The following is a 12,852-nucleotide window of genomic DNA, read 5'->3' as shown; positions in this document are numbered from 1 at the left end:
GGTCACTCCCCGATGCCGAGGAAGCGCAGGACGGCCAGCACCCGCCGGTGGTCCGCGTCCGCGTTGGGGAGGTCGAGTTTGGCCAGGATGTTGTTGATGTGCTTGGCGACCGTGCTCTCGCTCACCACCAGTTGCTGGGCGATGCCGAGGTTGGAGCGGCCGCCGGCCATCAGTTCCAGCACCTCCCGCTCCCGTGACGTCAGCCGCTCCAGGGGGTCGCTGCGGCGGCGCAGCAGGAGCTGCGAGACCACTTGCGGGTCGAGGGCCGTGCCGCCCGCGGCGACCCGGCGCAGCGCCTCCACGAACTCCTCGACGTCGGCGACGCGCTGCTTGAGCAGATAGCCGAGCCCCGCCGTGTCCTTGGCGAGCAGATCGGTGGCGTACTGCTCCTCGACGTACTGGGACAGCAGCAGCACCGCCGTGCCGGGCCACCGCTCACGGATCGCGAGCGCGCAGCGGACCCCTTCCGAGCTGTGGTCGGGCGGCATCCGCACGTCCGTGACGGCGATGTCGGGGCGGTGCTCCTCGACGGCGGCGAGCAGGCCGGGTTCGTCCCCGGCCTCGGCGACGACGTCGAAGCCGGCCATCTCCAGCACCTTGACCAGACCCACGCGCAACAGCACGGAGTCCTCCGCGATCACCGCGCGCACGGCAGCTCCACCTCCAGCGTGGTGGGACCGCCGGCGGGGCTGTCGATGGACAGCGTGCCGTCCACCGAGGCGACCCGCTTGACCAGGCCCGTCAGCCCGGTCCCGCCGGACGGGTCCGCACCTCCGACCCCGTCGTCGACGATGGTCACGGACATGGTGTCTGCCTTTCCTTCGACACGCACGGCCACCTGGGAGGCCCGGGCGTGCTTGACGACGTTGGTCAGCGCCTCGGAGACGACGTAGTACGCCACGGCCTCCACGGTCGCCGGCGGGCGCGGCTCCAGCCGGACGGACAGCCGCACGGGCACGGGCACGCGGGCGGCGAGACCGGTGAGGGCCGCGTCCAGGCCGCGGTCCTCGAGTACCGCCGGGTGCAGCCCCCGCACCAGGTCCTGCAGTTCGGTGATGGCCTCCTTGGCCTCCCGGTGGGCCTCGTCGATGACCTTCAACGCCTCGGGCGGCAGATCGCGCAACGTGGCTCTGGCGATGCCCAGGTTGACGGCGAGGGAGACGAGCCGCTGCTGGGCGCCGTCGTGCAGGTCCCGCTCGATGCGGCGGCGTTCGAGGTCGGCGGCGTCGACGACGCCGGCCCGGCTCTCGGAGAGGTTCTCGATGCGGCGGCGCAGCAGCTCGGTGCGGCTCGGGCCGAGCAGCTGTGTGCCCGCGTAGGTGTCGGCGCGCACCAGTATCCCGGTCAGCCACACCGCGGTGAGCAGGACCAGCAGGCCGCCGGCCGAGACGTAGGCGGCCTTGTTGAGGTAGCCGCGGTGGTCGATGCGCCACTCGGGGGGCAGGGCCCATATCCACAGCAGGACGGTGATCGCCGTGACGCCGACGGCCCACAGGGCCAGCACGGCCAGGGCGCCGAGCGCCACCAGCGGACCGACGAACAGGTGGTAGGTCAGCTGACGCCGGATCAGGGGTGAGGCGATCCGCTCGCGCAGCCCGCGCGGCGCGTGCCCGGGGCTCGTCGCGGGCGGGATGGCCACCTCGAGCATCGCCCGGAACCGGTGGCGGTGCACCTCGGTCAGCGGGGGCGCCGGCAGGACGGCCAACGCCAGCCAGAAGGCCGTCAATTGCAGGGGCACCCCGGCGGTCAGGAACGCGGTGTGCCGGCGAATCCTGCCGAGTCGGCCGCGTAACCCGGACGTGGATGGCATGACGACACGGTATCCCGGCAGCGGCGGCCGAAGCCTGCGTCGGTGAGGAGGCGGACCCGGCACTCCTCGGCCGCTCACCTCACCCGCGGGAACCTGGACCAGGCGAGAAACGCGCACACCGCCGCGAGCGGCAGCTCCGCGCCCAGGGCCATGGCCACCGCGGTGAGCAGGTCCTGCCCGCCGGCGGCGGTCATCGTGTCGAACCACGCGTCGATGACGAGCAGCGCCGAGGTGGCCGCCGCGGTGAGCGAGGCGCGGGCGTCGCCCCGGCGCAGCAACTGTCCGGTGGCGATGAGGCCGAGGCCTTCGAGGACGTCGAGGCCGGTCCAGGTCCAGGCCCAGTGCGCGGCGTGCGCGGTGGCGGGCAGCTCGGTGTGCAGCCACACGACCCAGGGGATCATCGCCAGGCCGAGGCCCAGCAGGACGGGACCGGCCCGGCGCGAGGTGACGGGGGACACCCCGCGCCGGGCCGCGACCGGCCCAGGGGAGGCGGCGCCTCGCGGGCGCCGCCGTCCGGCCGGCGTGCGGGCGGTGCGGAGGACGCCGGCCGTTCCCATGATCTGCTCGGTGGTGACCACGACAGCCGCTCCTCACTCGACACCGCGGGGATCGGGCTTCCGCTCGTTCCCGGTTACGTGATCGAGGATGCTCCGCGGGGCGGCCGGAAACAGTAACCCCGCTACCCGACTTGATGGTGGTACTGGTTTCACCATGGACTTGACCTGCGCCGACGCCAGGGGCCGGGTGGGAGGGCCGTTATCATCGTGCGCATGCCCGCCGACGACCGACCGTCACCGGACGTGCTCTCCTGGCCGACGCGGCGCGGGACTTGGCGCGTGGCGGCCGTACTGACCGCTCTGGTCGTCCTGGCCCCCCTCGTGGTGTGGGGCTGGCTGCGGCTGCACCCCACGACGCGTACGGACGAGGTGCGCGTGCGGCACCGGGTGGCGGCGGTCCGGATCGACGGCGCGGGGGGTTCCGTGCTGGTGCGGCCCGGCCGCGCGGACGAGGTGACGATGCGCAGCACCCGGTCGTGGACGCGCCGGGCGCCCCGGGTGGACAGGACCTGGGAGGGCGACACGCTGCACGTGCGGCTGGCGGAGCCGGCGCAGAGCTGGCTGGACGGCCTCTCCCCCGCGCTGGTCGTGGAGTTGCACATCCCGGCGGGCGTCCCGGTCACCGCCCGGCTCACCTCGGGACTGGCCGATCTGCGGGGCCTGCGGGGACCGTTGGACCTCAGCGGCGGCACCGCGACCCTGCGGGTGACGGACGCGCACGGGCCGTTGCGGGTTGGTACGGACCGGGGCGCGATCCGGGCGAGCGGGCTGACCTCACCGACGGTCCGCGCGACGGTCGGGGCGGGTTCGGCGAGCATGCGCTTCACCCGCGCTCCGCACACCCTCTCCGTGGTCATCGGCAGAGGGGCGGTGCAGGTCACGGTGCCGTCCGGTTCCCGGTACCGGGTCGGCGCCCACGCCCCGTACGCCGACGTCCGCACGGCCGACGGCCTGGAGGACGCCCGTGCCGCCGACCGCCTGGACGTACGGGCGGGCCGTGGCGCGGCGGCGGTGTTCGGCTACGGATGATCGCGGCCGCACCGGTTCGGTCACGCCGGGTTCTCGGGGCACCGCTCGTCGAGCACGGTGACGAAGGCCGAGGCGACGAGGGCGACGGCGGGGTCGTCGTCACGGGCCAGTCGGCGCAGGGGCTCCTGCGCGACGGTCCGCGGCAGCTCGACCAGCGCCTGGGTCAGGCGTATCCGCGTGGCGGAGTCCGCGGTGGGCGCGGCGAGTTCGCCGACCAGCGCGGTCAGGATCCGGTTCTCGTGTCCGAAGTCCCGGGACAGGGTGCCCAGGACCTCCGCCGCGTCGACGTCGTTGGCGCCCTCGACCACCATGCCGACGAGCACCGGCACGGTCCCGGCGACGCCCTGCCTGCCCAGCGCCAGAGCGGCGTGCCCGCGCACCGTCGTGTCCGGGTCCGCCAGCGCGTCCACGAGCACCGCTGTCGCGCCCGGGGCCTTCGGCGTCCCGGCGAGCGCGAGCACCGCGCGCCGCCGCACGCCCGCGTCCTCCGAGCGCGCGCCGGCGGCCAGTGCCGCCACGCCGTCGCCGCCGGACCGGGCGAGAGCCCAGCGCAGCGCGCCCGCGACGTTGGGGTCGGACTCGGCGAGGACCGCCCGGGCCAGCAGCTCGGCGGGAACGGGCCCGTCCTCCGGCCGTGCCAGGACGGCCTGTTGCCTGCGCGCTGCGCTGGCCGAGCCGAGGCCCTGCATCAGTTCGACGATGCGCAGGACGTCCCGCCAGCCGGTGGGCGCCGAGGCGTCGACGGCGCGGAGCCGTTCGAGCAGCTCCCGGTCCCGCTCCAGGCGGTCCTCCGTCCACCGGATGAGGTCGCCGACCAGGGCGGACGGTGTGAAGGCGGGGTCCTCCAGCGCGCGCCCGATCTGCTTGAGCGAGAGCCCGAGGGACCGCAGGCTCTCCACGTGGAAGATCCTTCGGACGTCCTCGGCGGAGTACTCGCGGTAGCCGCCGACGGTGCGACCGGTCGGCCGCACCAGCCCCAGGGCGTCGTAGTGCCGGAGCATACGAGTGCTCACGCCCGAGCGCCGGGCGACCTCGCCGATCAGCATTCGGCGTTCTCCACGGGTCCCATGGTGGCGACGGGCTCCCCGGTCTTCCCGGTTTCCCCGGTCTTCCCGGCGTCCTTCCCGGCCGCCAGGGCCTCCGCCCGTGCCGGGCCGAGAGCGACGACTCGTGCCGCCTCCTCCACGGCCGCGTCGAATCCGGTCTCCGGGGCCCGCCGGAGCAGTTCGGTGGCGCGGGCGTGCGTGGCCACCACCGGGTCGGGGTGCGCGGCGGCCCGCTCCAGGAGGGGCGCGGTCACGTCTCCCAGGTCCACCGGGGCGCGGCTCAGGCTGAGCCGCACCTCCCGGTCACCACGGCCGAGCTGCGTCAGCAGTTCGCCGGCCAGGCTCTCCTTCTCGTCCCCGGGGACGAGGACGACGGCGGCGCGCCACGCGGTCCGCGCCACCTCGTCGTCGGCGTCGCGCAGCATGTCGCGGGTGATCCAGGCCCACGCGCTCCCGTCGCCGATCTTGGACAGCGTGTGCAGCGCCTGACCGCGGGCCTGGGCGCGCCCGGAGCCGAGCTCCCGCCGGATCCGCGGCAGGGTGCTCTCCGGCGGCAGGCGGGTCAGCGCCCAGGACAGCATGTCCCGCACGAAGAAGTCCGGCTCGACCGCGCACCGCGCGACGAGCGTCTCCAGGAGACCGGGGTCGGGGCTCGTACCGGCCGCCAGGGCCGCCCGCAGCCGGACCGAGGAGTCCTCGGCGCTCAGGGCACTGTCCACGCGGGTGCGCCGCGGGGTTCCGTCTGTGGGGTCGATCGGGACCACCTCCTGCACCCAGGGGACACCTTGTCACCATGTCAGGGTCAACCCGTGACCGGCGGATCAGAAGGCCGACCGGCCGGCAGTCGGCGCCGGCGCGTCAGCCGCCGTACGGCTCCGGTCCGGCGGCGGTGATGACGAGAGCGGCCTGGTCGTCCTCCACGTCCCGGCCCGCCATGAAGCCGCGGACGTCGTCCGCCACGGTCCGCACGACGTCGGCCGCGCTCGGCCGGCGCGGAGCGGAGGCCAGGGCCTTGGCCAGCCGGGTGTCGCCGTACTGCTCGGTGCCGGCGGCCCGGCACTCGGTGATGCCGTCGGTGTACAGCAGCAGGCTCTCGGACGGGCGGAGCGTGAGGCGGCGCGCGGTGGGCCTGGACGGGATGCCGATACCGAGCAGCCCGCCGGACGCCTCGACCGTGCCGACCGCGTGACCGGTGTCCAGCAGGAGGGGCGGCGTGTGACCGGCCCGGACGAGCGTGACGTCGAGCCCGTCGGAGGCCGGTACGAGGTGGCCGTAGACGAGGGTGACGAAACCGTTGTTCTGGTGGCTGTGGCGGTCGTTCAGCGCCTTGTCGACGGCCTGGACGACGTGGACGGGGTCGTCCAGCAGAGGGGCGACGGCGCGCGCGGTGTGGCGGACCAGCGCGGTCGTGGTGGCGGCCTTGGCACCGCGCCCGCAGACGTCCCCGAGGATGAAGGCCCAGCTGCCGTCGCCGCGGTCGAACACGTCGTAGAAGTCGCCGCCTATCTCCAGCCCCTCACCGGCCGGGTGGTAGAAGGCGGCGAGCTGGGCGCCGGGGACGTCGGGCAGGTCGGGCAGGAGCAGGCCGGTCTGCAGGTCGCGGGCGAGGGCCGCACGCTGCGCGTACTGGCGTGCGTCGCGGGCGGCCGAGGCGGTGCGGCGGGCCAGTTCCTCCGCCAGGGCGACCCGGTGTCCGTCGAAGCAGTGCCCGTCCGTGGAGAGCAGGGTCAGCACGCCGAAGGGTCGGCCGCGGTCCATCAGGGGCACGCACACGTAGCCCGTGACGCCCAGGTCGCGCCAGGGGCCGGGGCCGGTGGGGGTGCGGCGGGCCACCTCGGTCAGACCGGAGGCCAGGACCCGGGCGACGGCGTCGTCCTCGGCGCAGCGGGCCGGGGCGTGGGAGGCGAGCAGGGTGCGCGCCTGCTCGGTCGGGGCGGCGGTGGCCACCCGCACCACACGTCCGCTCTCCACCACGTCCACCGCGACCAGCGGCGCCAGGGCCGGACTGGCCAGGGTGGCCAGTCGGTGCAGCGTCTGCCGCTCGTCCAGTCCGCCGGACAGCGCGGTGCTCGCGGTCAGCAGGAAGGCGAGGTCGTCGCGGGCCGCCTTCTCCCGCGCGTCCGCCGCCCGCCGGGCCTGTTCGATGTGGTGCCGCTCGATGGCGAGGGCGGCGGTGTCGGCGAAGGCGCGGGCGAGCGCCAGGTCGGTGTCCTGGGGCGCGCGGGGTGTGCGGTGGTACATCGCGAAGGTACCGAGCAGCCGGCCGTCGCGGGCCAGGATCGGCGTCGACCAGCAGGCCGCGAGCCCGGCCCGGCCGGCGAGGCCGCGGAAGTCGTCCCACAGCGGGTCGGCGGCGATGTCGGGCACGATCACGGCCCGGCGCCGGTGCGCCGCGGTGCCGCAGGAGCCGACGCCCTCGCCGGCGGCGATACCGTCGATGGCCTGGTTGTAGAAGTCCGGCAGGCTGGGAGCCGCACCGTGACGCAGGTGGCGCCCGTCCTCGTCGGCCAGCAGGACCGAGACGATCACATCGGGGCAGAGCTCCTCGATCGCCCCGCACATACCGTCCAGCACGTCGTGCAAGGGCGCCTGCCGGGCTATCTGCTCCAGCAGCGCACGCTGTTCGGCGGCCAGTCGCCGGGCGTGCTTGACCTGGGTGGTCTCCACGCCGATCATCCGTACGCCGATGACGTTGCCGCCGATGTCGCGGCGCGCCTCGTAGGTGAAGTCGAAGAACGCCTCGGCGGCGTGGTCGCCGACGCCGATGACGACACGGGCGTCGGTGCCGACGTGCCGCTCACCCGACCGGTACACCTGGTCCAGGAGTCCGATGAACCCCTGGTTGGCCAGCTCGGGCATCAGCTCCGCCAGCGGTACACCGGTGCGTTCCCGATGCCCGCCGCCGATGGCCGCGAAGAAGGCCGGGTTCGCCGCCTCCAGGACGTGCGCGGGCCCCGCCATGGAGGCGAACAGCGCGGTGGACGTCCCGAACAGCAGCGACAGGTCGTCGCCCGGGTCGAGCGCCGCCTCGGGCCGGCGCTCGCCGCCCGCCGACCGCCGCTCACGCTCGATCGTCATCTCGCCCCCCTCGCCGGTCGTCCTGGATCCCCTGCGGACCATCGTCTCCCACCGCACCGGTGAAAGCCCCACGCAGGGTCTTATGCACCGTGAGGCCCGGTCCACGCGTCCCGGGGCGGAACCCGGGCGCGTCCGGGCACGGGCACCGGGGCCGTGGGACGCGGCGGCCGGGCGTCCGCGGCACGGTCGTGGCACGGCGGCCGGCGTCAGCCACCGGCACCGGCGCCTTCCCCGGCGCGCGCCGGGGTGCCCTCGGCGGCCCGCCCGGCCAGCGCCTCGGCGAGGGTGGCGTGGACGGGGAGCAGTTCGGAGATGCCGGTCATGGTCACCATGCGCGCGAGGCGGTCGGGTACGTCGGCGAGCCGGAGGGAGCCGCCCGCCTGCCGGGTGGTGTGCAGGAGGCCGATGAAGGTGCTGAGGCCGGTCGAGTCGACGAAGTCCACCCGTGCCAGATCGAGGACGAGGTGCGGGACGCCCTGTGCCACCAGGGTCACGGCATGCGTGTGCAGGGTGGCCGCCGTGTGCAGGTCCACGTCTCCGGAAACGGTGACGACGGCGGTGTCGTCGCTCGTGTGCCGGACGGTCACGTCGAGGATGTCGGTCACGTCGGTATCACTCCTGTCTGGAGGCTCGGGCGGTGGTGGGGTGCGCGGGGGCGGTCACGCCCTCGTCGGCGGCCGGGACGGGATCCACGGAGCCGGGGCCCGCCGCGTCGCGGGTCACGGCCGGGGCGCGTCGTCGCCGGGGACGTGGACGGTGACGAGGTCGGAGAGGCCGGAGACGGTGAGGACGGGCTCCAGCAGCGGCGTGACGACGAGCTCCAGCCGGTCGGCGTGGGCGAAGAGCACGCTCAGCCCCGCGCTGTCGAGGTACTCCACGGCGGTGAGGTCCAGGACGAGGGGGCCCGTGCCGCCGTCCAGGGCTTCCGCCAGGGAGCCGACGTTGCTCATGTCGATCTCGCCGCCGACCGTGAGCCGTGGAGTGCCGTCCGGGCGTCTGCCGGCGGTGAGGGTGAGGGGTGCGGTCATCAGGGGATCCTCATCTGCATGTCGACGGTGGTGCCGGACGGGCCGGGGGTGATGCTGACGTGCTGCATCATGGCGCGCATGAGGCCGACGCCCCGGCCGCGGTGGGCACTCCGGTCGGGCTCGGGGACCTTCCAGCGGCCGCTGTCGGCCACCGTCAGCCGCAGGTCGTCGACGCGTGCCTCGGCCCGCAGCCGCACGGCTTCTCCCGGGGCCTGCCGGTGCCCGTGCTCGATCGCGTTGGCGCACGCCTCCCCGGCGGCGACGAGGACGTTCTGCACGGTGTTCGGTGGCAGACCGCACTGCGCGAGCCAGCTACGCAACGCCTTGCGGACCGGGGCGAGCTGGGCGGACTCGGCCGGGAAGGAGATCTCCAGCGGCGCCGGATGGCGGTAGAGCAGCAGGGCCACGTCGTCGTCGTAGCCGCCGGCCGGCGCGAGCCTCGCCATGACCTGCGTGGCGAGATCGTCGACGGGCGCGTCGCGGCCGTCCTGCACCGCTTGGCCGGCCTCGTCGATCCCCGCGCTGAGCGGGCGCCGGCGGCGCTCCACGAGTCCGTCGGTGTACAGCAGCAGCGTGGCCCGCGCGGGCAGGGTGCACGCGGCCTCCGGGCGTTCCCTGCCCGGCCGTACCGCCAGCGGCAGGGAGCGCCCCGCGTCCAGCAGCCGGGTGACGCCGTCGGGCTGCGCGAGGATGCCCGGCGGGTGTCCGGCACTGGAGTAGACCAGCTCTCCGGTTCCGGGGTCGAGGACACCGCAGAAGACGGTGGTGCACAGCGCGCCCGGAACGCTCGCGGCGAACTGGTCGAGGGCCATCAGCGTCCGGGCCGGGCCCGCGTCCCGCAGCATCAGCGCGCGGCAGGCGCTGCGGAGCTGGCCCATGACGGCGGCCGCTTGCAGGCCCCGTCCGACGCAGTCGCCCACCACGATGCCGATCCGTCCGTCCGGCAGCGCGACGGTGTCGTACCAGTCGCCTCCCACCTCCAGCGGGCGGGTGGCGGGCTCGTAGCGCACGGCGAAGCCGTCCGGGAGCCGGGCCGGGCCGAGGATGGCGCGTTGCAGCGCGATCGCGGTCTCCCGCTGCTGGTCGATCTGGTGCGCCCGGACCAGGCCCTGCGCGAGGTGCCCGGCCAGCAGGGAGAGCAGGAGCTGGTCCTCGGCGGTGAAGGGCCGGTGCTCGCCGAGGTCGATCCACAGGACCAGCGGCCCGTCCGGGTGTTCCAGCAGAACGCCGGCACCGCCGTCCTCGGGCACCGGGACGAGTGAGGGCTGACGGCGCAGCGCGGCGAGGGCGTCCCGCCGCTCCTCGGGCACGTCCTCCCACCGTGTGTCCGCGTCGGTGGCGGTGACGACCGGCGGGTCGTCGTGCCCGAAGACGGCGGCCAACACGTTCCGCGCCCGCCACAGGGTCTTGAGCTGCCCCAGGGCCCCGGCGAGCGCCTCGGGCAGGCTCGCCGCGGTGGACAGCGACGTGCTCAGCGCGGCCAGTGCCGTGTCGCGCTGCACGGCGTAGTGCTCGGCGGTGACGTCGCGGAAGGTACCGACGGTGACCCGCCGCCCCGTGTCGGGGTCCTCGGCCTTGTTGTAGGTGACGGCGATCCACACCCGGTGGCCGTCCCGGTGGTCGACGGGGACGGTGTAGGAGCCCTGGTCGCGTTCCAGCAGGCCGGCGAAGGCGTCCGCGGCCAGGCGGTGTGCCTCGGGGTCGGCGGTGGCCCGCGGCCACCAGGGCTGGACGGGCGCGTAGGGCAGGTCCTCCGGGCCGTACCCGAGGATGTCGGTGAACGCGGCGTTGAGCTCCACGACGGCCCCCGACTCGTCGCAGACGAAGAAGGCCTCCTGCAGGGAGTCGATGAGCGCCGTCCGCCAGCGGACGTGGTGCCCGCGCAGCCGGGCCAGTTCGACGTTCGCGCGCACGCGGGCCAGGAGTTCCGCGGCGGCGAAGGGCTTGACCAGGTAGTCGTCGGCGCCCGCCCCCAGCCCCTCGATGGAGGCCTCCTGCCCGGCCCTGGCCGACAGCAGCAGCACGGGCACCGAGGCCGTGCGGGTGTCACCGCGCAGCCTCGCCACCAGTTCCAGTCCGCCCAGCCGGGGCATCATCACATCGCTGACGACGAGGTCGGGGAGGTCGCGGCGGGCGCGGGCGAGCGCTTCCACCCCGTCCGTGACGGCGGTGACCTCGTACCCCGCTCCGGCGAGGATGCGCGTCAGGTACTCGCGCATGTCGACGTTGTCGTCGGCCACGAGCACCCGGGTGCGCGGCGCGTCCGCGGGTGCGGACCCGGTGGTGTCCGTCCGGGCCCGGTCCGCCCGGCCGTCGGCCGTCCCCTCGGTGCCGCCGCCCGGAAGCCAGCGCAGGGCCTCCAGGACGTAGGGGTCGGCGGCGCCGGCCGGCTCCGCGGCCCCGGCCGCTTCCGGCGACACGCAGTCCGGGGGCAGATGGGCCGTGCCGAAGGGCAGCCGGATGGTGAAGGTGGTGCCTTCGCCCTCGGTGCTCTCGGCGCCGATCGTGCCGCCGTGCAGACCGACGAGTTCCTGCACCAGGGCCAGCCCGATGCCGCTGCCCTCGTTGGAGCGGGAGCGGGCGTTGCCGATGCGGTGGAAGCGCTCGAACAGCCGCGGCATCTCCTCCTCCGGCACGCCGGTCCCGGTGTCGGCGACGGTGACCACGGCGTGGCCGCCCGTCTCGCGCACCGCGACGCGCACCGCACCGTGGAAGGTGAACTTCAGCGCGTTGCTCAGCAGGTTGAGGACCACCTTCTCCCACAGGCCGCGGTCGACGTACACCGGTTCGCGCAGAGGCGGGCAGTCCACGTCGAAGGCGAGCTGGGCCCGCTCCATGGCCGAGCGGAAGACGCTGGCCAGCTCGGCGGTGACCGCGGCCAGGTCGACGGGTTCGTACCGGGCCTGCATCCGGCCGGCCTCGATGCGGGAGAAGTCCAGCAGGGTGTTGACCAGCTTGCCCAGCCGCAGCCCGTTGCGGTGGATGGCGTCGAGTTCCTGGCGCACGGGGTCCGGCGCATCGGCGAGCCGGGTGCGCAGTTCCTCGACCGGGCCCATGATCAGGCTCAGCGGAGTACGGAACTCGTGGCTGATGTTGGAGAAGAAGGCGGTCTTGACCCGGTCGAGTTCGGCCAGTTCCTCCGCGCGCCGTTGCTGGGCCTGGTAGCTGCGGGCGCTGCCGATGCCGGAGGCGATGTGGCCCGCGGCCAGCTCGACGAACCCCCGGTAGCCCTCGTCCAGTAGGCGGTACCGGTTGAGCGCCGCCACGAAGAACCCGTAGGGGGCGTCGCCCTGCCGCAGGAGCGGGACCACGAGGGCCCGCACGGGGGGCTCGGGCCAGTCACCCGTGGGCAGCCCGGCGAAGGCGTCCCCGGTCAGGGGTACGAGGGCCGCCTCGCCGGCGGCCGGAGCCGCGGCCGGCCACACACCGCCCGGCTCGTCGACCGCGAGGACGGCCGGCGCGGCCGGGTGGCCGGCCAGGACGCCGCTCGCTCCGGCCAGCCGGGCGGTGTCGCCGTCGAACAGGTAGGTCAGGGTGAACGGCAGGTCCTTGCGGTTGCGGCGCAGCTGCAGGCCGGCGAAGTTCAGCGCCTCCTGCTCGGTGCGGATCACGCTCGGATCGGAGCCCAGGTCGCGCAGCGTGGCCATGCGCCTCTCGCCGATCACCCGGTCGGTGTCCTCGCTCACCACGCACAGCATGCCCACGACATCGCCGGTGTCGTCCCGCAGGGGGCTGTAGGAGAAGGTGTGGTACGTCTCCTCGCTGTAGCCGGAACGCTCCAGGAGCAGCAGCAGTCCTTCGTCCCAGGTGGCCTCGCCCGTACTGAGCACGGACTCGATGCGCGGGCCGGCGTCGGCCCAGACCTCCGCCCACACCTCGCTCGCGGGCCGCCCCAGCGCCCACGGGTACTTGCGGCCCAGCGTGTCACGGCGGTAGGCGGCGTTGCAGAAGAAGGTGAGCTGCTCGCCCCAGGCCATCCACATGGGGAAACGCGAGGACAGCAGGATGCTGACGGCCGTCCGCAGGCTCTGCGGCCACTGCCCCGGGGGGCCCAGGGGCGTGGCGGCCCAGTCCACGTCGGCCAGGTCCGCGCCCACCTCGCGGTCGGCGGCGAACACGCCGTCCTCACCCGCGGGATGCGGTCCGTGCCCAGCCTCGCCCGAACGACCCACGCGACCCGTCCCCTCATGGTGGCCCGTGACCGGGCCGAATCATGCCGAACGCGCACGCGGGGCGAACCGACCGCGTGCCCATGTCCTGTCTGCCCCGTGATCGCCGCCCCACCCCGGTGGGTTTCCCGCCGG

The 12,852-nt window shown here is 74.6% G+C and carries 10 protein-coding genes; 1 reads left to right on the top strand and 9 read right to left on the bottom strand.

Going from position 1 to position 12,852, the window contains the following annotated elements:
• Positions 1 to 2 precede the first annotated feature (2 nt).
• From ACWCPN_RS16450 to ACWCPN_RS16440, 3 genes are all read right to left on the bottom strand, one after another.
• Positions 3 to 650 (bottom strand): LuxR C-terminal-related transcriptional regulator, encoded by a 648-nt coding sequence (locus tag ACWCPN_RS16450; protein ID WP_451206337.1) that lies wholly within the window; start codon positions 648 to 650, stop codon positions 3 to 5.
• Complete coding sequence (locus ACWCPN_RS16445; RefSeq protein ID WP_451206334.1) at positions 638 to 1,810, bottom strand: histidine kinase; 1,173 nt, start codon at positions 1,808 to 1,810, stop codon at positions 638 to 640. The genes ACWCPN_RS16450 and ACWCPN_RS16445 overlap by 13 nt, the downstream gene beginning before the upstream one ends.
• Before the next feature lie 74 nt (positions 1,811 to 1,884).
• Positions 1,885 to 2,388, bottom strand: coding sequence for a hypothetical protein (locus ACWCPN_RS16440; RefSeq protein WP_451206332.1), 504 nt, complete (start codon positions 2,386 to 2,388; stop codon positions 1,885 to 1,887).
• A gap of 192 nt (positions 2,389 to 2,580) precedes the next feature.
• Between ACWCPN_RS16440 and ACWCPN_RS16435 the strand changes: the two genes are divergently transcribed.
• Positions 2,581 to 3,396, top strand: coding sequence for a hypothetical protein (locus ACWCPN_RS16435; protein ID WP_451206330.1), 816 nt, complete (start codon positions 2,581 to 2,583; stop codon positions 3,394 to 3,396).
• A 20-nt stretch (positions 3,397 to 3,416) separates the two neighbouring features.
• Here ACWCPN_RS16435 and ACWCPN_RS16430 read toward each other — a convergent pair whose 3' ends face one another.
• The 6 genes from ACWCPN_RS16430 to ACWCPN_RS16405 form a co-directional block, all read right to left on the bottom strand.
• The gene (locus ACWCPN_RS16430; protein WP_451206326.1) at positions 3,417 to 4,442 is read right to left on the bottom strand and encodes a MerR family transcriptional regulator; all 1,026 of its coding nucleotides are present in this window, start codon (positions 4,440 to 4,442) and stop codon (positions 3,417 to 3,419) included.
• The gene (locus ACWCPN_RS16425) at positions 4,436 to 5,215 is read right to left on the bottom strand and encodes a HEAT repeat domain-containing protein (RefSeq protein ID WP_451206324.1); all 780 of its coding nucleotides are present in this window, start codon (positions 5,213 to 5,215) and stop codon (positions 4,436 to 4,438) included. The genes ACWCPN_RS16430 and ACWCPN_RS16425 overlap by 7 nt, the downstream gene beginning before the upstream one ends.
• A gap of 85 nt (positions 5,216 to 5,300) precedes the next feature.
• The gene (locus ACWCPN_RS16420; protein ID WP_451206322.1) at positions 5,301 to 7,520 is read right to left on the bottom strand and encodes a SpoIIE family protein phosphatase; all 2,220 of its coding nucleotides are present in this window, start codon (positions 7,518 to 7,520) and stop codon (positions 5,301 to 5,303) included.
• Positions 7,521 to 7,726: 206 nt separating this feature from the next.
• Positions 7,727 to 8,125 carry an STAS domain-containing protein gene (locus ACWCPN_RS16415; RefSeq protein ID WP_451206319.1) on the bottom strand — a complete coding sequence of 133 codons (399 nt, stop codon included), beginning with the start codon at positions 8,123 to 8,125 and terminating at the stop codon, positions 7,727 to 7,729.
• Positions 8,126 to 8,239: 114 nt separating this feature from the next.
• The gene (locus ACWCPN_RS16410; RefSeq protein ID WP_199212340.1) at positions 8,240 to 8,548 is read right to left on the bottom strand and encodes an STAS domain-containing protein; all 309 of its coding nucleotides are present in this window, start codon (positions 8,546 to 8,548) and stop codon (positions 8,240 to 8,242) included.
• Positions 8,548 to 12,720 (bottom strand): SpoIIE family protein phosphatase, encoded by a 4,173-nt coding sequence (locus ACWCPN_RS16405; RefSeq protein WP_451206316.1) that lies wholly within the window; start codon positions 12,718 to 12,720, stop codon positions 8,548 to 8,550. The genes ACWCPN_RS16410 and ACWCPN_RS16405 overlap by 1 nt, the downstream gene beginning before the upstream one ends.
• Positions 12,721 to 12,852 lie beyond the last annotated feature (132 nt).

This window comes from Streptomyces sp. NPDC002386, assembly GCF_053593175.1.
Note: the sequence above shows the minus strand (reverse complement) of the source record. Positions and strands in the feature narration are given on the sequence as shown.

Coding starts and splice junctions, on each gene's coding strand:
- ACWCPN_RS16435 (WP_451206330.1), top strand. CDS start 2,581: ATGCCCGCCGACGACCGACCGTCACCGGACGTGCTCTCCTGGCCGACG.
- ACWCPN_RS16410 (WP_199212340.1), bottom strand. CDS start 8,548: ATGACCGCACCCCTCACCCTCACCGCCGGCAGACGCCCGGACGGCACT.
- ACWCPN_RS16420 (WP_451206322.1), bottom strand. CDS start 7,520: ATGACGATCGAGCGTGAGCGGCGGTCGGCGGGCGGCGAGCGCCGGCCC.
- ACWCPN_RS16430 (WP_451206326.1), bottom strand. CDS start 4,442: ATGCTGATCGGCGAGGTCGCCCGGCGCTCGGGCGTGAGCACTCGTATG.
- ACWCPN_RS16445 (WP_451206334.1), bottom strand. CDS start 1,810: ATGCCATCCACGTCCGGGTTACGCGGCCGACTCGGCAGGATTCGCCGG.